The sequence below is a fragment of the Hominimerdicola alba genome (assembly GCF_900112155.1).
Taxonomy (GTDB): domain Bacteria; phylum Bacillota; class Clostridia; order Oscillospirales; family Ruminococcaceae; genus Hominimerdicola; species Hominimerdicola alba_D.
In genome coordinates, this window is the sequence record NZ_FOKQ01000033.1 from 1 (window position 1) to 24,464 (window position 24,464).

A 24,464-nucleotide genomic window follows, 5' to 3' on the forward strand; every position below is an offset into this window, starting at 1 on the left:
TCTTTTCCGCTCTTTTCCATGATCCCGGTGATCCATTCAAAAAAGCCTGCGAATCCTTCTGCGTCATTTGTGAACACATAGGCCTTCTTTGAATACTCCATCCCTCTCCAGTCAAATGCTCTGGCATAGTGCTTTTCGCTGCCTACATCGATCCCGACAATTATTTTTTCTTCTCCTACTTGCAAAATCTTTTCATTTTGTGTATAATACATATAGAGGACACCTTTCTGTAGTTTGTATTACTAACTTTCGCATCGTCAGTATTTACATTCTACACTGAGGTGTTCTTTTTTGCAACCCCTTGATTTGTTTGGTTACAGGAAGCTCCATTATTTTATGAGCCGTTTACCTGTGAGTTTCAAAATCAGCATCAATGTCGCGGCTGACTTCCCCAGGGCTCTGTGAATACATTCTTCATATCCGTGACCTCCGTCATATCTCAGTATCCTCAAAAATACCTACCCTTATATAATAACTTAATTTTCGCCATTCGTCAAGTACTGTCAGCCGACCTTTTTCGGTTTTATACCAATTTTCTTTTGTCGCCGACCCTTTTTGCACGGGACAGGGTATAAATCCATACTTCGGAAGCATTTTATTAGCCATAAGAAGCGCCCGTCTCATGTGATAAGCCGTGGTCACAAGTATGATTTTTCCGCCCTCGGGCAGGATTTCTCTCAGCAGGACTTCGGAATACATGAAGTTGTCCGCAGTATTCATCGATTCTCTCTCGGTGATGATTTTCTCCCGCGGCACGCCAAGGGTAACAGCTGCCCTCTCCATGCTCTCCCACTCGGGCATCTCTCCCAGTGAGGTCTCCTGCACCTTGCCCCCGCTCAGGAGCATCACAGGGGCTCTGCCTTCGCTGTAAAGACGTGCAGCCTCAGGCACACGGTAATCACAGGCTTTCCTGCTGCCCAGCACCATTATCGCCCCCGCCGAGCTTCCGTCATAGTCCAGCCCGCTGTATAACAGCCTTTGGATGTTCTCCTCCGTGGAATCATCTTTCAGCAGTTCGGAAAGTTTCATAGCCACTCCTTTGCTCATACTGTTCCGTATCACACAAAAAATCGGCAAACAGAGCGTTTGCCGATAATGTTATCTATCCTAGTTCTGTGTAGTCGGATTGACAATATCTCTCCAGTCAAGGTCGCCCCTCTCAAGAGAGTGTATAAGTGCTTCTGCCGTAGCGATGTTTGTCGCAACAGGTATGTTGTGAACATCGCAGAGTCTAAGCAGATTCATCTCGTTGGGCTCATGAGGCTTCGCGGAGATAGGGTCACGGAAGAACAGCAGAAGGTCTATCTCATTACATGAGATCCTTGCTGCGATCTGCTGATCGCCGCCCTGCGAACCGCCCATGTAGCGCTGTATCGAAAGACCAGTTGCCTCAGCAACTATCTTGCCTGTTGTGCCTGTTGCACAAAGTCTGTGCTTGCTAAGTATACCGCAGTACGCTATGCAGAACTGCACCATAAGTTCCTTCTTGGTATCATGCGCGATGAGTGCTATATTCAAAGAAAATCCCCCCAGTTTTTAGTCGTTGGTTAAGGTCACATCTTGATCTGAATCGGAATATGCTCGCCCTTGATCCTTCTCGAGATCGCTGAGAAAGCTACAAAGCCCATGGAGCTGGACGAAAGCGGAGCGCCCTTGCCGGTAGCCAGCGGTATCGCGGAATCCTCAGGGATAACGCCCAACAGCTGTACTCCTACGGTATCGATTATCGCGTCAAGGTCGTCCATATCCTCAAACTCGAATATTCTCTTGCTTGCCTTGTTTATCACAAGTCTCTGCTTCTGATTTCCTCTCTTGTAGAACTCGTCGGACATCATCTGTGCATCTCTTACACAAACAGGGTCGGGAGTTGTTACTATCAGTATCAGGTCGGAATTGGTAACTATATCAAATACCGAACCGTTGATACCTGCCGAGGTATCTATGATGATGTATTCAAAATACTTTCTCATCTCATGTGTGATCTTCTCTATGTCCTCCGCTTTAAGCTGTACAAAAGGATCGGAAGGTGCGCACAGTACGCTCAGGTTCGATGCCAGCTTGACTGTGGTGGTAGCCTTGTATACATCACAGGTGCCCTCCAGTACATCGCCCAGATCGTAGGTGATATTACCCTGCATACCGAGCATGATGTCCATGCATCTCAGACCGAAGTCCAGCTCAATTATCAGAGTTCTGTTGCCCTGCTTAGCCAATGCATATCCCAGACAAGCACTGATGGAGGACTTTCCCGTTCCACCCTTACCTGACGTAACTGCAATGATTTTAGACATAGTCTATTACTCCTTTCATAAATGCGCTTTCACGGCGGTATCATTGATCTCTCTCCGCCCGCGCGGAATCCTTCACCCTATTGACTTTGATTAAATAAAATAACCATACCCATCTTTTCCGCAATTATCTGTCAGCAAAACAGATAGTTGAGAAAAACATAACCAAAGTCGGTGTTACCTAATATATATTTTACCACATATTTTGTAATTGTCAAAGCAATTCGTATAAAAAAGCTTAAAATCGTGATTTCACATTAATACCCCTATAAATTTTTAGCTATCTTGCACAACATTGAGCCGTCAATTTGCGGCAGATTTCCGACCTTATATACTAATCATGAATTGTTTTCTGATAATTGTTTTAACATTTTCTGGCAAAATTTGTACTGTTATCAGCGCAATAGAGTTCAGAAATTCCCTTTCAAAACTGAACTTTTGTCTTACCAATTCGGCAGAAAAACAGCAAGTCTATTTTAGCATCCCGCGGCATATTATTTATCAAATGGATTTCAGGGAGGATACAACTATGTTCATACACACAGTAAAAGTTAAACGTCCAAAAGTCTGGCTGACGGTGATACTTACCATTGCCGCGGCGGTGCTGGCACTGCTTCTGTTTTTCGGGCTGAAAGGCCGAAACAATATCCGCGAGCTTGACAGCGAAACAAAGCGTCAGCATTTTCTGCACGAGATGGGCTGGGAAGTCCCAGAAAAGTTCGACGAAGTCAAGACCGTGCTCATCCCCGAAGAATGGAGCGATGTCTATACAAGCTACAACAAGCTCCAGAAACAGCAGGGCTTCGACCTCACAGCCTACAAGGGTATGCAGGTGCAGGTCTACACCTACAAAGTTCTCAACTACCCCGATCACGAAAAAGAGGAATGTATACTCTGCCACCTGATGGTCAGCGACGGTCAGCTGATAGGCGGCGATGTCAGCTCCACCGCCTCCGACGGCTTCATGCAGGGGCTTCGCTTTAATTCATAATTCACAATTCATAATTCATAATTTTTGTCAGGGGGCGCGGGTGTGTCTTGCTATTGTCAGTTCGTATTGCACGCCAGTTTTCTGCCCTGAATATTTGAGTACATAAGAAAGTGCGCTTACCGCTAATTCGCGATAAGCGCAATTTTAATTTTTTTCTTTATAGCAATACTTTGACCCGCCGTTACACTAAACCATCGTTCATAGCGACCTTATAATAGGCGGAATTGAGCTGCCCGCCCGAGGGCTGAATTACTTGGTGAGTCCCCAGATGTCCTTAGCGTATTCTTCAACGGAGCGGTCAGCGGAGAAGATACCTGCGCCTGCGATGTTTGCAAGGCTCATTCTCTGCCACTTCATCTTGTCAGCGTAACACTCGCTGGCAAACTTCTGTGCCTGCTGATAGCTGTCGAAGTCCTTCAGTGCCATATAGGTATCGGTGTTTTTCAGGGTGTCAGCTATCTCGGGGAACTGTACTCCGTTCACACCGTACTGTATAGTATCGATAGCCTGCTTAACTATCTGGTTCTTGTTGTATATCTCGATAGGTCTGTAACCCGCCTTGCAAGCGTTTACTTCGTCAACGTTCATACCGAAGATGATGATGTTGTCATCGCCTACCTGCTCGTGTATCTCAACATTTGCGCCATCCATTGTACCCAGAGTAACTGCGCCGTTTATCATCAGCTTCATGTTGCCCGTACCGCTTGCTTCGGTACCTGCAAGGGATATCTGTTCAGAGATATCAGCTGCGGGCATCAGTATCTCTGAAAGGGAAACGTTGTAGTCTTCAAGGAAGATAACATTCAGCTTTTCTCTCAGCTTGTCGTTCTTTTTCAGCTCCTGGGAGATATTCCATATCAGCTTGATTATCTGCTTAGCCATGTAGTATCCGGGTGCTGCCTTAGCCGCAAAGATGTAGGTCTTGGGCACGAAATCAGCGTTGGGATTAGCCTTGAGATAGTTGTACTGCGCGATGATGTTCAGCGCATTCAGCTGCTGACGCTTGTACTCGTGAAGTCTCTTTACCTGTACATCGAATATGGAATCCGTGTTCAGCACAGCGCCGTACTGGCTCTTTACGTACTTCGCGAATCTCTCCTTGTTCTCCTTCTTTATCTCAGCCAGTCTGTTAAGAACTTTCTCATCGTTCTTGAATACAGCCAGCTTGCTGAGATCGGAAGCTTTTTTCAGGAAGCCGTCGCCGATCTTCTCTCTCAGCAGTTCAGTCAGACCCTCGTTGGACTGGTACAGCCATCTTCTGTAAGCGATACCGTTGGTAACGTTCTTGAACTTTGTAGGAGTATCAAGATATTCGTCCTTGAAAGTTTCTTTCTTGATTATCTCGGAATGTATCTTAGCAACTCCGTTTACGCTGTGTGATGCGTGAACGCACAGTGTAGCCATCTTGACCTTGTTGTTTTCAACTATGGACATATGACCGCACTTTGCTTCGTCACGGTATCTCTCCCACAGGTCGCGGCAGTATCTCTCGTTTATCTCGATGATTATGGAGAATATTCTGGGGCAGACGCTCTTCAGCAGATTGCAGTCCCACTTCTCCAGAGCCTCGGGCATAACGGTGTGGTTTGTGTATGCGAATGTGTTGGTAACGATATGCCACGACTTATCCCAGCTGTATCCGCAGTCGTCCAGGAGTATCCTCATCAGTTCGGGGATAGCAAGTGTGGGGTGAGTATCGTTGATGTGTATAGCTACCTTTTCATGAAGATTATCAAGTGTGCCGTAAACAGCCATATGCTGATGTACGATATCACCGATGGAAGCCGCACACAGGAAGTACTGCTGTCTCAGTCTCAGGCTCTTGCCCTCTGCATGGTTGTCGTTGGGATAAAGAACTTTTGTGATAGCCTGCGACATGATGTTCTTGCTCAGCGCCTTAGCGTAATCGCCCTTGTTGAAGAAAGGCATATCAAAGGAAGCCATCTCAGCTTTCCACAGTCTCAGCTTGGATACTGCCTCACTGCCGTAACCCGATACATACAGGTCATAAGGCACAGCCATAACGGAAGTATAGTTCTCGTGAGTTACGCAGTGATACTGATTGTCCCAGTACTCTTTCAGCTCGCCGTCAAAACGTACCTCGATAGCCTTTGTAGGCGAAGGCACCAGCCATACAGAACCGCCGGGCAGCCAGTTATCGGGAAGCTCGGTCTGCCAGCCGTCTTCCAGCTTCTGCTTGAAGATGCCGTACTCGTAGCATATAGAGTATCCGGTTGCATGGTAGCCGTCAGCAGCCAGTGCATCCAGATAGCAGGCAGCAAGTCTGCCGAGACCGCCGTTGCCCAGACCTGCGTCGGGCTCCTGCTCGTATATTCCGTTTATGGAGATACCCAGGTCTTTGAGCATATCTCTTGCCTGGTTGTTCATTTCCAGATTGTAAAGAGAAGTTTTCAGCGAACGTCCCATCAGGAACTCCATGGAAAGATAGTACACCTTCTTCTTGCCCGCAGACTGTGTAGCCATTGTGAAGTGTCTTCTCTTGGTCTTCAGTATGCCGACAACTATCTTCGACAGTGCCTCGTATACCTGCTTGTCTGTCGCCTCATCGGGAATGGTCTGAAAATCGTTGTGCAGTATCTCGATGAACTGCTTTTTCAGTTCTTCCTTTGACATAATCTTCTCAGCTTTTTTTGCCATTTTATCATTCCTCCTGATATGATAGGGAAACACGGCACCATCCGACTTTACCCCGCCGATGCCCCCAAAATATATTCGTCTAGTTAATTATAACATACTTTTGAAATAATTACAACAACTTAAACGTTTTATTTATTAACTTTATGCGAATTGCAAGAAAAATATATCCGCTATTGTTTATTCTTTTAATAATGACCGTCAGACAGTTTCCAGCACGAAAACATAGGTCAGGGGCTTGCCGCCGTCACGTACAGTGACCGTTTTCTCCATAGCGCCTGTCTTTATGTTCTTCACCCAGTCCTTCTGAGTAGCAAGGGTAACGCCCACACCCTCAGCCCAACTGCGGATAAATCCGTTGCAGGCAGTCTTGGCGAAAGGCAGAGCCTGTGCTTCAAACTTTCCCTCAGCGCCCGCCGCCTTGACGATATCCGCCTCACCGAATTCAACGTTGCTTACCTTCTGTTTGACCGTAAGTCTGAAATCCATGATAGTCCTCCTGTTATTTCTCTGAATATATTACTCGTTTACCGAGAAAAATGTTCCTTATCAAGCCCGAAAGCTTTTTCAACAAGTTCAAGGGTCTCCGCGGGAGTTCTGTTTTCGTCCCTGCGTATCACCGTAAATCCCGAATTTGCAAAGCGTTCGTTCCGCTCGGGTGAATTTATCCGCATCAGGCACTTCCTGAAATTCTCCAGCGCCTTTTCGGGTTCTTTCTCAGCCATCAAAAGCTGATAGAGAAACTGCTTTTCCCTGTCGGGGCGGTCAAAGAACCTGCTGACAGATATATATGGTTCTGCCAGCATTATAAGCACGTGCTGTCTGTCGGTTATCTTCCCCAGAGTTTCAAGGCTTATATTAGTATCCACGAATACAGGTCTGCCCTTGTCCGCAATACCCTCCAGTATCCGCAGTTCAAGTATCTCACATTCCTTTGATACCCCATCCACCCAGCGCTCATACTCGTCGGGTGTCCGCACCACGAAATCCCGCCAGTCCACAAGGTCGCGGGTATATGTCAGGCACGGGAAGTCTTCTTTGTCCAGTTCAGGCAGAAGTGCATCGTGATAATTCTCGCCGCACTCAATACCGCCGTGCTTCTCAGCCAGCATCTTAACCATGGTGGATTTGCCCGCATAAGCCGTGCCTGTTATAAAATACACATTTTCAAACTTCATATCCTACCGACTATACTATTATAATATATCAGTCTTCCCACTTGGCACACAGATTGTTTATGCTGTCCGTAAGCTTTGCAAGATCCTTGTTGGTGAGACCCTTGCTTGAAGCCACCAGTGCAGAAAGTCTGTCCAGGGATGCACAAAGCCGCTGATAACCTGTGCTTGGCGCAGTTTTTCTGACAACCTTTATGGGTTCAGCCTGAGTGAATACACCCGTGATAAGGTCGCACTCAGCGCCGCTGAAAGGTGTCTGGGCATTATAGCCCTTTTCCTCCAGATGACGTTTGTATTCCTCCATCACAGCGTCCTCGCCGTGGTTTATAAACACGGTCTTAGGGCGCTCCATCGAATCTATCCACTTATCAAGACCATCGATATCTGCATGACCGCTTATACCCGGAAGCGTCCTAATCTCAGCGGCAACGTTTATCTCTTCACCGAAAAGCTTGACAGTCTTAGCGCCCTCAACAAGGCTTCTGCCCAGAGTATTGTTAGCCTGATATCCCACAAAAAGCACCAGACATTCCTTGTGCCACAGGTTGTGCTTCAGGTGATGCTTTATTCGACCCGCTTCGCACATACCGCTGGCAGAAATGATGATCTTCGGCGTTTTATTGAAATTTATCATTCTTGATTCGTCACTTGTGACAGCGATATTCAGGTTCGGGAAAGTTATGGGATTTATGCCCTTTTCAACATATTCCAGAGCTTCTGTATCAAAACAGTTCTCCTTGTTTTCCATAAAGACCCTTGTAGCTTCTATCGCAAGGGGAGAATCCACATACACAGGGAAATCCGCGTGGTTCTTCACCATTCCCTGTTCCTTTATCTGCCTTATGAAATACAGCAGTTCCTGAGTTCTACCCACAGCGAATGATGGTATCACCACATTACCGCCGCGATCAAAGGTGCGCTGTATCATCTCGGCAAGGTGCTCCACATAGTTAGTGACTTTCTCATGCCTGCGGTTGCCGTAGGTGGATTCCATAACCGCGTAATCAGCACCGTCGATGTACTGTGGGTCGCGGATAAGAGGCTGGTCAAGGTTTCCGATATCACCCGAGAATACTATCTTTCTTGTCTCGTCGCCCTCTGTAAGCCACATCTCGATACTTGAAGAACCCAGCAGATGTCCCGCATCAGTGAACCTTACCTTTACGCCCTCACATATCTCAATAATTTCCCCGTAAGGATGAGGTGTCAGCTTCGATATAGCACCCTCAGCATCCGCCAGAGTATACAAAGGCTCAACATCGTCCTGACCCTTACGTCTGCCCTTACGGCTGCGCCACTCAGCTTCAAATTCCTGTATATGCGCCGAATCACGTAGCATTATGGCACAAAGATTGCAGGTCGCCTTGGTTGCGTGTATATCCCCCGAGAATCCCCCCGCATACAGCAGCGGAAGAAGTCCCGAATGGTCGATATGCGCATGGGTCAGCAGCACAAAGTCAACAGCCGAGGGCGAACATGGTACCTTAGCATTCTCATACAGGTCTGTACCCTGTTCCATACCAAAGTCAACAAGGAATTTCTTCTCCCCGACTTCAACATAGGTACAGCTTCCTGTGACCTCGTGATTTGCACCGATGAATGTTATTTTCATAATACAGCCCTCATTTCAGCGTTGATTTTTGTTTAATCTGCTTATATTATAGCATATTTCTTTGTAAATGTAAAGAGCGGCGAGAGTAAATTCTCTGATATACAATGTACATAAGACCTATTTTTTCGAGTATATCCGCACGGTAACTTTATTCCCCTCCGATTCCAGAAGAGAATACAGGTCGGAAGATTCCAGAAATGCAAGTTCAGGGCTATCGGTACATATGGTAGGGATTATCCCATGTTCAGTACTGTTGTTTTCAATAAAGATACTGCACTTTCTGCCGTTAAAGTCCTTTCCCCTGAGGATATACCTCGCCGAAAGAAAGAACCCGCTCTCGTCCTCCCGCTGAGTATCATAGCTCCTGAATTCGGTGGCGCCTTTGAAATATTCTCCCATAGCCTCAGCAGTGAAAGGCACCATGTACACATTCATCCTGCCGCCCTTGACGGTGTATCCTTCGTATGTTGTAACATTGATAGTCATGATAAGCTCGTCCATGATTACCTCCTATTATAATAGTATACTCAGAATAAGAATAATTATCGTCAGTCTTTGCCCTCTTCTGCATAGATATCCCATATTGCGATCATATTTATATCATACCACACTTCTAACAAAAAATCAATGATTAGTTTATATATTTATAATATTCGACACATACCGTGTTAATAATGCTTTATAGCAAATAATCGAAAAACCGCCATACTGCGAAATTGCAGTACGGCGGCTTCCCGAAATTAATATGATAAGCAACTAATAAGCTTACTGTAACAATTAACCCTTAACGGCACCGAGTGCGATACCACGGATAATGAACTTGGAAAGTACGAGATATACGATCGCAACAGGTATGATAGAGATACCAACTGCCATGTAAACCGCACCCATATCAAACTTGGTATAGTCTGCCGATCTGATAAGGTTGATAACCAGAGGCAGAGTTCTCAGCTCGGGCTTATCGAGTATCAGAGCAGGTATAAAGAAGTTGTTCCAGCTGGATACGAAAATGAATATACCCTGAACTGCGAATGCAGGCTTCAGAATAGGTGTTACCAGAGAGTTGAATGTTCTGTACTCACCACAACCGTCTATACGAGCTGCCTCAACTATTTCAAGGGGCAGTGCGCTGTCCATGTATTGCTTCATGAAGAAGAAAGTAGCAGGAGCAGCGATCGAAGGAATGATCAGAGGAATGAAATTATTGGTGAGATTCCAATCATTCATCATCTGAACGAAACCAAGTGCAGATACCTGTGTAGGTACCATCATTATCATAAGGATAAATGTGAACAGGAACTTCTTGAGCTTGAAATCATATACGTGTATAGCATAAGCTGTGAGTGCTGAAAAATATGAAGATAAGAATGCACAGCTTGCGGATATGATAAACGAGTTTCTCAGAGCTGCGAGCATAGCCCAGTCAGGCTTGTTCATAACAGATTTGAAGTTCTTAATTAAATATGTACCCGGCAGAGGAGAAAATCCCTGCTGGATATCTGCTGATTCACGAGTCATGTTGATAAGAAGAATAAAGAACGGAAACAGCGATATAATTGCAAATATTGTCAATACAACATATGATATTACTCTTCTGATGAGCAATGCCCTAGAGTTACTCATCTGTCCTACTGCATCGATAGGTGCTGCCATTGTTACTTCACTCCCTTCTTACGTCTTCTCTCATCCTTATCGGAATTGATGTAGAATACCAACATAGAGAGAGCTGCTGCAACTATAAACAGTATAACGGATATTGCACCGGCATAGCCGTAGTTTTTACCGATGTTCATCTGATACTGGAGATACATGATCATAGTCATAGATGTTCTGTTTACAGCGTCACCGTTTCTGGTGATGATCTGAGGAACGTCGTACATCTGAAGACCACCGATGAGAGATGTGATAAGCACATAAACAAGGATAGGTCTTATAAGAGGAATAGTGATGTTCCAGAAAGTCTGTGACGGGTTAGCACCGTCGATCTGTGCAGATTCATACAGTGAAGGATCTACACCGTTGATCGCAGCCATCAGCATGATGGTAGTATTACCGTACCACATCATGAAGTTGATGAGCGCGATGATAGTTCTCTGTGACCATACATTCTCAAAGAACTTGTAGGGAACGCCGCCTGTAAAAGGCTTGAGCATGTTGGTCATAGGACCGCTCTGGTCAAACATTGTGAAGAACAGCATACCCATTGCAGCTGCCATGATAACGTTAGGCAGATAGAATATGATCTTGTATGCGCCTGTCTTGAGCTTCATTCTCAGGTCAGTGAACCATGAAGCGAACAGGAGAGAGAAGAATATCTGGGGGATAAAGCCCATGAGCCAGATAATGAAAGTATTCATGAAATACTTTCCAACGTTTACCTCTGCCGAGAACAGTTTCGAATAATTCTGAAGTCCTATCCAGTTTGGTCCAAAAGTAACACCGTTGGATTTATAGAACTCGAACAGAGAATTCTTGAATGTCGACAGCAGGGGGAAAAGGTTAAAAACAATAAACACAGCAAAAAAAGGGATAACAAAAATGTAGCCCCATTTTGCATAGCTGATTGACTTATGTTTCATTAAATGCACCCTCTAAAACTGCTTTTTTTATTTTGCTGAAATATAAATTTAAGCCGAAAAACGGGGGCGGGTTTTACCGTCCCCGTTTCAGCTGTTTAATTTTTTGGCTATTTAGACCTTAGTTCTCTCTGATTATGCAGGAGTGTTCAGATCAGGATACTTCTCCTTAGCCTTTGTATAGAAGTTAGCAAGAGCTTCATCCTTAGATACAGTGCCGGTGAAGTAATCCTTGAATGCAGCCTGGAATGCCTCGTTCAGACCCTGATCGTAAGGACCGATCTTAGAAGCATCTATCTTGGGTGCTGCATCAACGAACAGAGCAATGTGGTTCTGACCGCCGAGGAATTCAGAGCTGAAGTCAGCAGCGAGCTCTTCCATGCCTGCCTTGTTGTTGGTGTAGTCCTGAGTATCCTTTGTGATCTGGAGCATGATATCCTTGTTGCAGGTCAGGCTCTTCATGATGTCAGCAACAGTTTCCTTGTTGTCGGTGCCTTCAGCTGCACAGATCCATGTACCGCCCCAGTAGTAAGCCTGAGGACCGGGGCAAACGTAGTACAGATCATTGCTCTTAGCATTGCCTGCCAGTGTGAAGTTGATGCCCCATGTGGAGTAGAAGAAGCCGAATACCTTACCGTCAGCAGACTGGTCAGCACTCCACTGGTCAGCCCACAGAGAAGTACCGTTGTTGTAACCCTTATCGGTGTACTCCTTAGTCTGGTCAACCCACTTCATCAGGTTGTCATCTATAACGATGTTCTTGCTGTCGTCAACCCAAGGCTGGCTAACATTGTTAGAGAAGGTTCTGTAAGAATCATCGTAACCGGACAGCATGAAGTAACCCTTGTCCTTCATCTGAGCTGCTACTGCGTTGAACTTATCCCAGTCAGAGATAGCTGCCTGAACCTCGTTAGGATCATCTGTGCCCAGAACTTCCTTAGCTATATCTCTTCTGAAAGCGAACAGACCGGGAGTTGCCTGCCAGGAAACACCCTTCAGAACGCCGTCAGAGCTTGTAACGATATCCTTGGTGTACTGATACTGGTCAGCCAGATCTGCATCAGTGATGCCCAGATCGCTGATAGGCATTGCATAAGGTCCGTTAACATACTTCAGAGCGTAGTCAGCCTCTACCAGGAACATATCGATCTTTTCGCTGCTCTTAGCCTGAGCCTCGAGATCAGTATCCAGCTTGTTCTGATATGCGTTATCAGCAGAAGGAGTTGTAACCCAAACGATCTCCTTGCCGTCCTTCAGGTACTCGTGCTCGCCTACAACCTCGTTGCCGTCAGCGTCTACACTGAAGCCGGACTTATCCTTGTCGTACTCAGGATAGTAGTTTCTCAGTCTGCTCTTGAACTCGTCGTTCCAAGTGTAGATTCTGATTGTGTTAGCAGAAGCGTCAGAACTCTTCACCTGCTTCTTGCTGCCGCCTTCGCCATCTTTGCCGCAAGATGCGAACATTGCGCCTGCCATGCAGAGTGCCATAGCGCCAGCGAGTAACTTCTTAAGATTTGCCATGATAAATTTCCTCCTTATTTTGCATTATCATATTATTGTTTCGCAGCATTGCGCCACGATTAATGCCTTAAATTAATTTTTTTACCGACGAACCCTCAATCAGGTGTCCGTCAACTGTTATGACCTCCGTAAAGGTGGTCTGTGGATTTTCGATCAGCGATATCAGCTGTCTTGCAGCTTCAGCACCTATCGTAGCTGTATCCTGTAAATAGGTCGTGAGCTTTGGTGTGAGCAGCTGTGAATATGCAATCCCGTCATATCCTACTACCGAGATATCCTCCGGTACTGACAGTCCCGAATCCTTGATGGCATTGAACCCGCCCATTGACGAATAATCGTCAGGCATAAAAATACAGGTGGGTCTGTCGCTCATCGCAATAAGCTCCTTGGTCATCTCGTATGTCTTCTCGGGATTGTGGTAGTCCCCCGCAAGCAGCAGCGCAGGATCAACTTCTATCCCTTTGTTCATACAAGCCTTGCAGAAGCCCGCAAGTCTTCTGTCCGCAACGGCTGATTTGTTTCCCTGTATATAAGCTATGCGTTTGTGACCCATATCTGCCACATAATTCACAAGCTCCTCGATCCCCTTCTCATTATTTGACATTATCGCTGTGCGGCAGTCAAATATATGGTCGATGGTCACCACAGGTATATCACCGTTTATGACCTCGTACACATCCTGAGTAGTGAAATCGGTACAAGCAATCACCACGCCGTCAACATTACGGTACTTGCAATGCTCATAGGTTGACATTTTCTGACGTCCCACATTCTTGTTTATAAATGTGATGTCATATCCTGCCGACTCAGCCTCAGTTTTGAAACTGTTGAGCACCTTTGCAAAGAATTCGTGTGTAAGACCGCTTCCCGCTTCATCCGAGAACATAACACCGAGATTCAGTGTCCTGTTGGTTTTCAGCGCCCGCGCCTGGGAGTTTGGAAAATATCCCATCTCCTTAGCAGCTTTCAGCAGCCTTTCCCTCGTCGCCTCACTGACGTCCTTATGTCCGTTCAGCGCCTTGCTGACCGTAGCGACCGAAACGCCGCAGCGCACGGAAATATCTTTTAATGATACCAATGATGTTTCCGCCTTTCTGTTGGTTAAACGTTTACGCGTTCGACCATTCTTTATTCTCAAACGTTTCCGCCATAAAGAAATATACTATATTTTCGTTCAAATTTCAAGTGCTTTTTCAAATTTTTCTGCCCGATGTAATAAATTATGTAGCAATAGACAAACGAGAGATACCGCTTTTGTGCACAATGCAAACTCGAGTGTTAACTCTGTAATCATTCTGTAACCGATTAGCTGTCAATTTCTGTAAATAGAGCAACGTGCGCAATAATGAGTGTACAAAATTTACATAAAATGTTACAGACTTTTATAAAAATTCCACCACGTGTACGAAATTATGTACTAAAAAAACTGACCGTTGGTTTTTTAAAACGTTTTCGGGTGTTTATAGACCTTGTATTTCACCCTTTGTGCATATTTCCAGTTTATTTACCCACTAAAAGTGTGCCTTTAAACATCTTTGTTCATACTACATATAGTATTTTGATTTTTTATAGTAAAATTACCGACCACCTACGGTATAACGTCTCATATCAGCTCACTCATCTGCCAAAATTTTACACTCATTTTCGTTTTACGAAAGTATGAAACTTATCCGCTGTACGTGCAGTCGTACAGTTACGCAAACGTTTCCTAAAATCAAACGTTTTATGGGCGAAAAATACAGCGGCAGAAATAATATACTGCCGCTGTAATACTAATTTTTTCAGGTGTTTACGCCTGTTCGTATGTCACAGTCCTCAAGAGTTACCATACCCTCGGCACCGCAGAGGACTTGTCCGTGGCTGGAGCTGAATCTTATATCTCCCACACACTTTTTAAGCGATATTTTCGATTCCGAACTCATGCCGCCGATACCGATGGCATTCGCTCCCTCACCGTATATATCGAAACCGCAGTTCTCGGCATCTATCGAAAGTATGCCCTGTGCCGAGCCCATACCGATCAAGTTCTTGCCCAGCATATGGAAGTTCAGGCTTGTATCCCGAAGCTTCACTGTGCTGTGAGCTCCGCCAGGTGAATTAATGCAGGAGATATTGTCCCCCGAAGCATCGTATATCAGCCTGCTGTTTTCGATAACAGCCGTCAGCTTGCCCTTTGTACTGCCTATACCCATGCCTGTCACGCAGTGGGTGCTCATCATCAGCTCGCTGTTCTTCACCGTCACAGGCACATCGGATTCTATACTGCCGATACACAGAAGATGCTTGCCCGCCAGCCTGATATTGATATTCGCCGAGCCCACATCTATCCTGCTGTTCGCCGAAGCAAAGCCTCCTCCGATGCCTATGCAGTACTCGCCGTCAATGGTGATATCCAGCTTGCCGCCAAGGTGTACGCCTATCACGCCGAATTCGCTCAGCGGGTCGGAACCTATACCGTAACTCTGCGTAGTACCCGACCTCATTATAAGCGTGCCGTCGCCCACTACATCTATCCACGCTCCCGCAGGAACGCTAATCGGGCCGCCCAGCTCGACTGTGCCCGTTATCTCCAGCGTCAGCCTGCTGCCCTTGCCTACGATTATGCAGGCTTCGTTGTTTTCGCCCGAAAGATGAACACCGTCCAGCTTCAGGCGGCAGTCCAGACCATCCTTTATCTTTATGTACAGATGTGAAGAATACCCCTCCGAGCCTTTCAGCACGCAGTCGCCCTCGGATACGAACACCTCGGTATAATCATCGAAATCCAGAGATATAAGCGAAAGCTCATCTTCACCGCCTGCAAAGTAGGTTTTCTTTATCCTGAAATTTTCGTTGACGCGGTTGCATTCTCTTATCTGTTCCTTTATATCGGTACGTATTGACTTTATAGGCTCGGGTGCGGGACGTGCCGTGAAATAGCCCTGTATAAGGTCTATGCCCATGCCCGTCAGCATCCTTAGCTCTTCTATCTTCTCAACGCCCTCAGCCAGCACCTTGAAGTGATTATCGCGGGCATAGTCGATGATATTCTTAACAAAATGCTGTCTGCGTTTATCCTCGTGGATATTCATGATAAGGCTCCTGTCTATCTTTATGCAGTTGGGCATAAAGGTCAGCAGATTGCTTATGTTTGAATATCCTGTGCCGTAGTCGTCTATCGCTATGCTGAAACCGTAGCGTTTGCGCCTGTCGAGAACTATCTCCAGCTGCTCTTTGCTAGCCTCGGTCTCTTCGGTGAATTCTATTACTATCTTTGATACTATATCACTGTAGGTGGTGCAAAGCTCCTCAAAGTCCTTTTCGGGCAGCGTGCAGGAGGGTATGCTGTTTATGTAGAGCTGTTTATCGCTCATATCCTCCTTGTGCTCATGCACGAATCTGAACAGGTTGTACATCGTATGCCTTTCAACATCGTCCAATCTGCCCATAGCCGCCGCGTGGTTCAGTATCGTTATTGGAGATATCTTCACTCCGCCCTCATATCTCATAAGGGCTTCGTAAGCCACTATCTCTCCCGATTTTGCGCTTACTATCGGCTGGAAGTGGTAAGTCAGCAGATCGTCGTTGAGTATCTTAGCGACCAGCTTCCTCTCTTCCTCGTCATAGCCATCAACAGGCTGACGTACCTTGCCGTCCGCGATGTTCATACGCTTCTTGTTATGGTTATCCTTCGCCATGGTGCGCTGATAGTTAGCCTCATATGGCAGACTGTCAAGTATCTCCACCGAAGTCAAGGGCGCAGTTACCCTTGATGTATAGAAATGCACACCGAAATCCATAGTGGAACTGGAATTGAAAGCTTCAAGGTTCCTTTCCAGATCAACGGGAACATCGTCCACAGGCACAGCCGCTTCCATAAGTCCGCAGATGAAGAACTCATCACCGCTTACTCTTACGCAGATATCGTCATCACCCGCGCTGATGCTCAGCACCGTAGCCAGCCTTTGCAGCACCCTGTCGCCCTCGCTGTAACCATAGGCAGAGTTTATGCCCCTGAGATTCTCAACGTCCACCGAGATTATTCTCATCAGCATATCGGGACGGTCAAAGCTTCCGCACTTCTGTGTCATTACCTTTTTGTATCCCTTTATGTTCAGCAGACCTGTCAGAGGGTCTCTTATCTGGTCGTCAGAAACGCTGTCATTGTAGAGTATACGCCTTCTCTGCTTCTCCATTGCGATAGCCGCATACCTCAGCCACATAACGTAATGCTTATCAAAAAACGCCCCCGAATCGCCGTAGGAAAGCACGGTATAACCGTAATTCACGTGCCTGAAATGCAGGCAGTTGAATATATACGCGCAGGGCTTGTCCCTCTCCCCGAATATAGCGGGAAGAAGCTCATGCCTGTTGAATATCGCTCCCCCGGGAACAGCCCCCTTTCCATTCTGTCTGCTGTAGGCTATCGAAACAGTTTCCGAAAAATCCGTCAGCTTATCGCCCGGAACATGGAGTATACCATCGTTAATGCACAGCCAGAAACTCTCAAAATCACCGAGATACCTGGTATACCAGTCTATCCTCCAAAGGTATTCATCAAGGCTGTCGGCATTTACAAGCGTCTCGGACATATCATTATAGTACGAATCAAAGCCGGAGCGCCTGTTAGAGACCATATTATCCATTGCCGCCCTCGAAAGTTCGGCATAGTTTATTCTTTCACAGCCACAGGTTATGCCCTTGCGAAGCACACAGCATGGCTTTTTATCCTCAGGGACATACTCCTCCCCTTTTATCTTCGCAAACAGCTTTCTGACAGCCTCCACCGCCATAGTTTCGGGGCGGCGCTCGATGGAAGTTATATTCACATAATCCGATGCAAAAGGCTCGTTCCTGCTGTAGCCCGTAACTATAACATCCTCGGGTATCTCCAGACCCTTTTCGAACAGCGCACCCACAAGCCCCGCAGCCGTGAAATCACTGCAGCACACTATCGCCTCGGGTATACCGTGGTCGATAATATCATCGGCGATACTGCTGTAATCGCTTATCCAGTCAACACCGTAGAAAACCCTGTCATCAGTCAGGTCTATCCCCTGTTCTGCTAAAGCCTTTCTGAAACTTTTCAGCACACGTTCATGAAAAACGCTGTCCTTAGGGCCGCTGACAAAGCACACATCTTTAACATGATGCCACTCGGTAAGATGCCTTACTATCTTATCGGTACACTCGTCATTATCGAACATGACACTGTCAAGCCCTTCAGCCTCGGATTCGATATAAACTGCGGGGATATTGCTGTGATCTATGATACGGCGGATCTCAGCCGCCGCTTTTTCATTTTTTATCGTATAGCCGAACACCAGCATACCATCAAGCAGATCGGGCTCGATAAGCGAGAATATCGTGTTTTCCACATCGACCTGATCGGCCTGCGTCAGCAGTGTATTGAATATAGCAGCATCGGCATTATGGGCAAAAAGCTCCTTCTGGACATGATACAGTGCCTTGCTGTAAAAATCCAGATCGGGTTCATTTATAACAATTCCTATCAAAGGTCTTTGTTTAGGAGTATTTTCCATATCTATCCCCCGTTGCATCAGCTTATGATCTGTTTATAGTAACATATTTACATATGCAGACGAATCTTCCTTATTATTATATCACATTCCCCTAATTATTACAAGTATTTTCACCGAAAAATGAAAATTTTACATTCAGCGTAACAATTCCGAGCAAACTTCCGATAAAGTAGGCGCGGCAATAATTTTCCTCACATAGAAAAAGCGTGGACGTTTGTATTGTCCACGCTCATGATTTTGTTATTGCCGCGCCTAATAGGCCGGAAGTTTCCGCTACTTTTTTTATACCGACAGCCTTATCATCTCATCGATACAGCCTTTTGCCTTAGCAATAAGCTCATCGCTCATCTCGATCTCGGTCACATCGAAACTGCTGTCGCCGCCTATCGCCTTACAGCTGCCATAAACGTCCATAAGGGTGGTCAGCTTCATATTCGGGCAGATAAGGCGCTTCGACAGGTCATAGAACCTCTTCTCGGGGAACTTATACTGCAAATGTTCCTTTATGGATATCTCAGTGCCGATGATGAATTCGCGTGAATCGCTCTCAGCGGCATATCTCATGATGTCTGCTGTTGAACCTGCATAGTCAGCCAGCTTGGTAACTGCAGGCTTGCACTCGGGGTGTACCAGAAGCTTTGCATTCGGGTGAGCCGCACGGGCTTCCTCAACCTCGTCAACAGTTATCGCAGCGTGAACAGGGCAACCGCCCTGAAGAAGCATAATGTCCTTATCGGGACATTCGTTAGCCACAAAAGTACCCAGATTGCAGTCGGGTATGAACAGTATCTTGTCCGCATCCATATTCTTCACTATCTTCACAGCGGAAGATGAAGTAACGCAGACATCGCACTCTGCTTTCAGCGCAGCAGTAGTGTTGATGTAGCATACCACCTTGCGGTCTGGTTCGTCCTTTTTAAGACCGCGTATCATCTCAGGCTCCATCTGTTCAGCCATAGGACAGCCTGCGCCGCCGTTGGCAAGAAATACCCTCTTCTCAGGCGAAAGCATCTTAGAGGTCTCCGCCATGAAATGCACTCCGCACATAAGGATATTCTTGTTTTGGACCTTTGCAGCCTCCACGCTAAGCTTGTAGCTGTCGCCTGTGATATCAGCTATCTCGACTATCTCAGCCGCCTGATAGCTGTGTGCAAGTATACAGATATCGTGCTCTTTTTTAAGTTTGATTATCTGATCCTGAATATCTCTGATCATTATTTTCACCCTCTTTTAGGTTTTGGTTTTAAACGGTTCTAATTCGCTCGGCGTACCGAGCATTATCGCGGAATGGTCGGAGAGACCGTCTTGTCTTTCTTTATGAGTAACAGGATCGATGAAAAGCACCGAACTGTCTGTATAAATATCATATCTGATATTCAGCTTTGCAAAATCCTTGCCTGTTACCAGTACGTAATCAAGACGCTCGTTGGTCTTTTTCCCAGTTTTTTTATCCACTTGAACATATGTAGCAGCTTCCGGAAAAGCTTCTGCGTTATGTCCATAGCCTTTTTCTGTCCAAAAATCAACAAATCCCTTTGACATGAACTCATACAGCCTGCTTTTGCTGTAATGCCCCGGTTCGCAAGTATTGAGATCGCCCATACATATAACAGGCTTGTCCTTGGGCATAATGCGCCGAAGCTCAATAAGGCTGTCCCAGTAATTTGTAGCTGAAAAACCGGAATTTCCGTTGAGCGGGATATGTACACCTATGATATACATATCGCGCACAGCCGTCTTATGCAGCACGATGACCCTGTTGCGGTATTCCTCAAAGGCAACGGCAGCAAAGCTTTCGTCAAGGGTGTACGCGCCTTTTTTACACACAGCGGCGGTATAGAAATCCGCACTGTACTTCTGTTCATTCTGCGGAAGAATAAGCTCCAGCCCCATATCCGCAAGCTCAGAAGAAACATTCTTTATATGTCCCCTTTTAAGCTCATGCACTATCAGAAGATCATCATATTCTTTGATAAAGGTACGTGCCGCATGAGATACCGCAGATTCATTCTTATTAACATTCCACGAAGTTATCACAGCTTATATTCTTGCAACTCCGCTCTCTCTTGCAGCCTTGCCAACTGCTTCGGCAACTGCCACGGGTACTGCCCTGTCAAATGCATCGGGGAGTACGAACTCGGGGCACAGCTTGTCATCGGGAACGCAGGAAGCTATGGCATAAGCCGCTGCCAGCTTCATTTCCTCATTGATATCGCTTGCACGAACTGCCAGCGCACCCTTGAAGATTCCGGGGAAAGCTACAACGTTGTTTATCTGGTTCGGGAAGTCGGATCTGCCTGTACCAACGATGTATGCGCCTGCTGCCTTTGCAACATCGGGCATTATCTCGGGAACAGGGTTGGACATAGCGAATATGAAAGGATCGGGATTCATGCTCTTTACCATATCAGCAGTTACAAGATCAGGCTTGGATACGCCTACGAATACATCTGCGCCCTTCATAGCATCAGCCAGACCGCCGCGGATATGCTCACGGTTGGTGATCTTAGCCATCTCAGCCTGTGCAGGGTTCTTGATATCGTCACCCTCACAGATGATGCCCTTAGAGTTCAGCATGATTATATCCTTAACACCAAGACTCATCAGGAACTTTGCAATAGCACAGCCCGCAGCGCCCGCACCGCTCATAACAACTTTCAGGCTGCCGATATCTCTGCCTGTCAGCTTGCAGGCATTGAGCATAGCAGCGCCCACAACAATAGCAGTACCGTGCTGATCGTCGTGGAATACAGGGATATCAACGCGCTCCTTCAGCTTTGCTTCAATCTCGAAGCAGCGGGGTGCAGCGATATCTTCAAGGTTTATTCCGCCGAAGCTGCCTGCTATCATAGCAACAGTATTAACTATCTCATCAACGTCATTGCTCCTTACACAGAGAGGGAAAGCATCAACATCAGCGAACTCCTTGAACAGAGCGCACTTGCCCTCCATAACGGGCATACCTGCCTCAGGTCCTATATTACCAAGACCCAGTACAGCAGAACCGTCAGTGATAACAGCCACCAGATTAGCTCGGCGGGTGTAAACATAGCTGAGGTCGGGATCCTTTTCGATCTCCAGGCAAGGCTGAGCAACACCGGGGGTATAAGCCAGTGTGAGGTCGCGGGCATTATTGATCTTAGTCCTTGATATTACCTCTATCTTGCCTTTCCACTGTTCGTGGAGCTGTAAGGATTCTTCCATAACGTTCATTTGAATAACTTCCTTTCGATACATTTCATAGATAACGGCGCACAGCCGCTGAAACAATTACGTTCCCGACCATTATAACATATATTCCTTAAAATGTAAAGACACCGAGGGACAAAATCTCGAAAAAGCAATGCAGAAAGCGAACAAGCTAACTGGTGGGAACTGCCAAGGAGGAGAACTTTTGGTCAAGCTTTTCGCGAAAAGCTTGCGGGAGCCACAGTCAGCAAAGCTGACTGTTAGAGGCAGAGCCTCTCGGTCAAGGCACCAAAGCGACGTGACAATAAAGCAGTAAATAACACAGCAAACTACCCGCCTCAAAACAAGGCGCGGAAATAAAAAATCTCAGAGCGTGGACTATGACCGTCCACGCTCTTTCTATGTGCGGAAAAATAATGCCGCGCTCTCTGTCAAACAGCGAAGCGTCTTTGACAGCTCGACCCGAGGGACGAGGGGCGACCTTGCCCACCGCAGTACGTCCATTAACCAATAAACACAAACATTCCGCCTGGAACACTTGTGTGAAAAAATGAAACGTGACACGACTGTGCAAATCAGTTGCAAGAAAAATATCTGTACAATAAAGCTCCCACTACAAGAATAAAACCAAGCTGATAAGCGAAAACTATTGACAGCATATCATAGCAGTGATATAATCATATGCGTAAGATCAGATTTGATACCGTTCACAAAATAACAGGAGGTTTAAAATGAAAAATAATAAGAAGATCATTTCCAGCATAACTGCACTGGCACTTGCCTGCGGGCTGTCAATGTCTGCATCGGCTGAGCTTTATGAGGGTCAATCAAGGGCTTACAAAGGCGTAGGGTATATGGCTAAGTATGAAGTGGTCTCTGTTAATGGATATTATACCACAGTTAAGATCACGCTGAAAAATACAAGCAAGAAAAAGATAAACCACTGGGCGGTAGCACTTAAAAAAGTACCATGGAAATTACATAACTTTGAGAATTGCAGGATATTCAATCCGCATGATGTGTTTTCGGTATACTCCTCGATAACGGACTGCGGAACTAACGCTTCTTTAGCCCCGGATGAGTGTGTTTCCTTCTGCTATACAATGGAGGATCGGTACGGTCAAGCTAAACTTCCCGAAAGGATATTGGCTTACTCCGATCTTGACAAATCCAATACTGTTGAAGAACTTAACACAGCTGCCAGAGAGTGTTGTGAATATGCCGACTATATTCTCAGGTATTACCCCGATCCTGCCACAGCAATGGATGATCCATTCAGGGAAGGGGTGTATGAAAAGTCGCAAAAAGGGATGAAAACAGGCTATACTTACGAGTACAAGGCAAGAGGAGATGAAGTTATAAATATCGCAGCATCGCAGTATTCCCGCGGCGATATAAGCGCATATCTTGGCAGGACAAAAATCAACGGTGTGGACTGTTTGTTTGTTCAGATCAGGGATGACAGGACGGGAAAGATAGGTCAGTATCCTAACCCGACAGACGGCACTGCCGAATGGGGAAAGTTTACTCAGAACTGAGATCAGCGGCGAGAATACCCACCGCAGTACGTCCGCAAGCCAATCAGCTGTACAATAAAACTCTCAGTAACAGTGTGAAACAAGGCTATTAGTCAAAATAATATTGACAGCAAATCAGAGCTGTGATATAATCATATACGTGAGTGCTGAATGATAATGCTCACAAGATACAGGAGGGTTAAAATGAAAAGTTTCAAGAAAATCATTTCTGGCGTAACAGCGCTGGCACTTGCCTGCGGTCTTTCGCTCAGCGCATCGGCTGAACTCAAAGCAGGCGATTCAAAGGCTTACAAAGGCACAGGCTATATGGCTAAGTACGAGGTGCTTTCTGTTAAGGACGGCAAAAGCACCGTTAAGGTAACGCTGAAAAACACAAGCAAGAAGAAGATAAACAACTGGGCTGTAAGGTTTGTAAACTATGGTAATATAGAAAGCGTGAAGAACGGCAAGCTATTCAGTCCCGATTATTGGATGTTCCGCATAATCAAGGATGACGGCACTAATGGTTCTGTTGCACCGAATGAATGTGTATCGTTCAGCTTTACCATGACGGATCCCGGCAATAGTTCCGATATTCCCGAGGGGATAACAGTCTACTCGGATCTTGACAAATCAAACTCTGTCAAAGACCTGAACAAAACTGCATTTGCCTGCTATAATGGTATTGACCAAATTCTCAATGATTACAAAGCCAAGGGTGTCTCATTCGATGAGTGTTTCAAAAACGGGGTATTTGCGAATTTAAATTCAAAAGACGGTATGAAGACAGGTTTCAACTACAGATACAAAACTGAGATCGACAGGGAGATAAATGCCGTAGTTTCGATGTTTGCCCGCGGCAACATAAGCGTATACGTTGGCAGAACGGAGATCGACGGCAAGGATAGCTGCTTTGTTCAGGTAAGGGATAACAGGACCGGCAAGATAGGTCAGTATCCTCACAGAACGCAGGGCGAAGCAACATGGGGCACATTTGACCTTGATACGCCTGTATACACGAATTACAGCGAATCTCAGCTTCGCAGCGCAGCTTCTCATGCTTATGATTGTGTTGCGGGTTATCTATATGATCTGATGAAAGAGGGTCAGGACTATCAGAGCATCCTTGAAAACATCGATTTTCAGGCTGGATCAGATGAAGGTCTGAAAATAGACATGAAAGCATCTTACGATGGGGTCGATAAGGTTATCAACGATGAACTGAAATACTTAGAAGAGGGTATGATCGTATATGTTAGTGAGATAACGTATAGAAACTACTTCAGATTTACTGTTCAGACAAAGGATCCCGCAACAGGAAAGACAGGTCAGTATTCTTATCAGGATAGTATTATATGTTAGGGCTGATAAGGCACAAACTAACATATCGTATACGTGAGTGCTGAATGATAATGCTC

19 protein-coding genes and 1 pseudogene are annotated in these 24,464 nt (G+C 46.0%); 3 read left to right on the plus strand and 17 right to left on the minus strand.

Annotated elements, in window-relative coordinates:
* From BM265_RS15100 to BM265_RS15115, 4 genes and pseudogenes are all read right to left on the minus strand, one after another.
* Positions 1 to 212: pseudogene (locus BM265_RS15100) on the minus strand (IS110 family transposase); the annotation flags it as partial.
* A gap of 220 nt (positions 213 to 432) precedes the next feature.
* Positions 433 to 1,029, minus strand: coding sequence for a YdcF family protein (locus tag BM265_RS15105; protein WP_074962843.1), 597 nt, complete (start codon positions 1,027 to 1,029; stop codon positions 433 to 435).
* A 78-nt stretch (positions 1,030 to 1,107) separates the two neighbouring features.
* The gene (gene mgsA, locus BM265_RS15110; protein WP_074833992.1) at positions 1,108 to 1,518 is read right to left on the minus strand and encodes a methylglyoxal synthase; all 411 of its coding nucleotides are present in this window, start codon (positions 1,516 to 1,518) and stop codon (positions 1,108 to 1,110) included.
* Positions 1,519 to 1,553: 35 nt separating this feature from the next.
* Entirely contained in the window at positions 1,554 to 2,291 is a 738-nt protein-coding gene (locus BM265_RS15115) for a nucleotide-binding protein (RefSeq protein ID WP_074833990.1), read from the minus strand.
* Between the two features lie 526 nt (positions 2,292 to 2,817).
* On the opposite strand from BM265_RS15115, the gene BM265_RS15120 reads away from it, so the two are divergent.
* Complete coding sequence (locus BM265_RS15120; protein ID WP_074962844.1) at positions 2,818 to 3,279, plus strand: DUF4830 domain-containing protein; 462 nt, start codon at positions 2,818 to 2,820, stop codon at positions 3,277 to 3,279.
* Positions 3,280 to 3,528: 249 nt separating this feature from the next.
* Here the strand turns inward: BM265_RS15120 and BM265_RS15125 are convergent, their stop codons facing one another.
* The 13 genes from BM265_RS15125 to BM265_RS15190 form a co-directional block, all read right to left on the minus strand.
* Entirely contained in the window at positions 3,529 to 5,937 is a 2,409-nt protein-coding gene (locus BM265_RS15125; protein ID WP_074962845.1) for a glycogen/starch/alpha-glucan phosphorylase, read from the minus strand.
* A gap of 198 nt (positions 5,938 to 6,135) precedes the next feature.
* On the minus strand, positions 6,136 to 6,423 hold the full coding sequence (locus tag BM265_RS15130) for a hypothetical protein (protein WP_074962846.1): 288 nt from the start codon (positions 6,421 to 6,423) through the stop codon (positions 6,136 to 6,138).
* Between the two features lie 38 nt (positions 6,424 to 6,461).
* Complete coding sequence (locus BM265_RS15135; protein ID WP_074962847.1) at positions 6,462 to 7,112, minus strand: hypothetical protein; 651 nt, start codon at positions 7,110 to 7,112, stop codon at positions 6,462 to 6,464.
* A gap of 28 nt (positions 7,113 to 7,140) precedes the next feature.
* Positions 7,141 to 8,721: an MBL fold metallo-hydrolase RNA specificity domain-containing protein gene (locus BM265_RS15140; protein ID WP_074962848.1), complete on the minus strand. Its 1,581-nt coding sequence runs from the start codon at positions 8,719 to 8,721 to the stop codon at positions 7,141 to 7,143.
* 117 nt (positions 8,722 to 8,838) lie between these two features.
* Positions 8,839 to 9,222, minus strand: coding sequence for a hypothetical protein (locus tag BM265_RS15145; RefSeq protein ID WP_074962849.1), 384 nt, complete (start codon positions 9,220 to 9,222; stop codon positions 8,839 to 8,841).
* Positions 9,223 to 9,498: 276 nt separating this feature from the next.
* Positions 9,499 to 10,374: a carbohydrate ABC transporter permease gene (locus tag BM265_RS15150; protein WP_081358487.1), complete on the minus strand. Its 876-nt coding sequence runs from the start codon at positions 10,372 to 10,374 to the stop codon at positions 9,499 to 9,501.
* Between the two features lie 2 nt (positions 10,375 to 10,376).
* Positions 10,377 to 11,300, minus strand: coding sequence for a carbohydrate ABC transporter permease (locus BM265_RS15155; protein ID WP_074962850.1), 924 nt, complete (start codon positions 11,298 to 11,300; stop codon positions 10,377 to 10,379).
* A gap of 132 nt (positions 11,301 to 11,432) precedes the next feature.
* Positions 11,433 to 12,818, minus strand: coding sequence for an ABC transporter substrate-binding protein (locus BM265_RS15160; RefSeq protein WP_074962851.1), 1,386 nt, complete (start codon positions 12,816 to 12,818; stop codon positions 11,433 to 11,435).
* Positions 12,819 to 12,885: 67 nt separating this feature from the next.
* Entirely contained in the window at positions 12,886 to 13,896 is a 1,011-nt protein-coding gene (locus BM265_RS15165) for a LacI family DNA-binding transcriptional regulator (RefSeq protein ID WP_074962852.1), read from the minus strand.
* 703 nt (positions 13,897 to 14,599) lie between these two features.
* Positions 14,600 to 18,340, minus strand: coding sequence for an EAL domain-containing protein (locus BM265_RS15175; protein WP_074962854.1), 3,741 nt, complete (start codon positions 18,338 to 18,340; stop codon positions 14,600 to 14,602).
* Between the two features lie 282 nt (positions 18,341 to 18,622).
* Positions 18,623 to 19,555: a quinolinate synthase NadA gene (nadA, locus tag BM265_RS15180; protein WP_074962855.1), complete on the minus strand. Its 933-nt coding sequence runs from the start codon at positions 19,553 to 19,555 to the stop codon at positions 18,623 to 18,625.
* A gap of 15 nt (positions 19,556 to 19,570) precedes the next feature.
* A complete protein-coding gene (locus BM265_RS15185; RefSeq protein ID WP_074962856.1) occupies positions 19,571 to 20,377 on the minus strand; it encodes an endonuclease/exonuclease/phosphatase family protein in 807 nt (268 codons plus the stop codon).
* Positions 20,378 to 20,380: 3 nt separating this feature from the next.
* A complete protein-coding gene (locus BM265_RS15190) occupies positions 20,381 to 21,553 on the minus strand; it encodes an NAD(P)-dependent malic enzyme (protein ID WP_074962857.1) in 1,173 nt (390 codons plus the stop codon).
* A 707-nt stretch (positions 21,554 to 22,260) separates the two neighbouring features.
* Here BM265_RS15190 and BM265_RS15195 point away from each other — a divergent pair.
* Positions 22,261 to 23,067, plus strand: a complete 807-nt coding sequence (locus BM265_RS15195; RefSeq protein WP_074962858.1) for a hypothetical protein — start codon at positions 22,261 to 22,263, stop codon at positions 23,065 to 23,067.
* Between the two features lie 183 nt (positions 23,068 to 23,250).
* On the plus strand, positions 23,251 to 24,408 hold the full coding sequence (locus tag BM265_RS15200) for a hypothetical protein (RefSeq protein ID WP_074962859.1): 1,158 nt from the start codon (positions 23,251 to 23,253) through the stop codon (positions 24,406 to 24,408).
* Positions 24,409 to 24,464 lie beyond the last annotated feature (56 nt).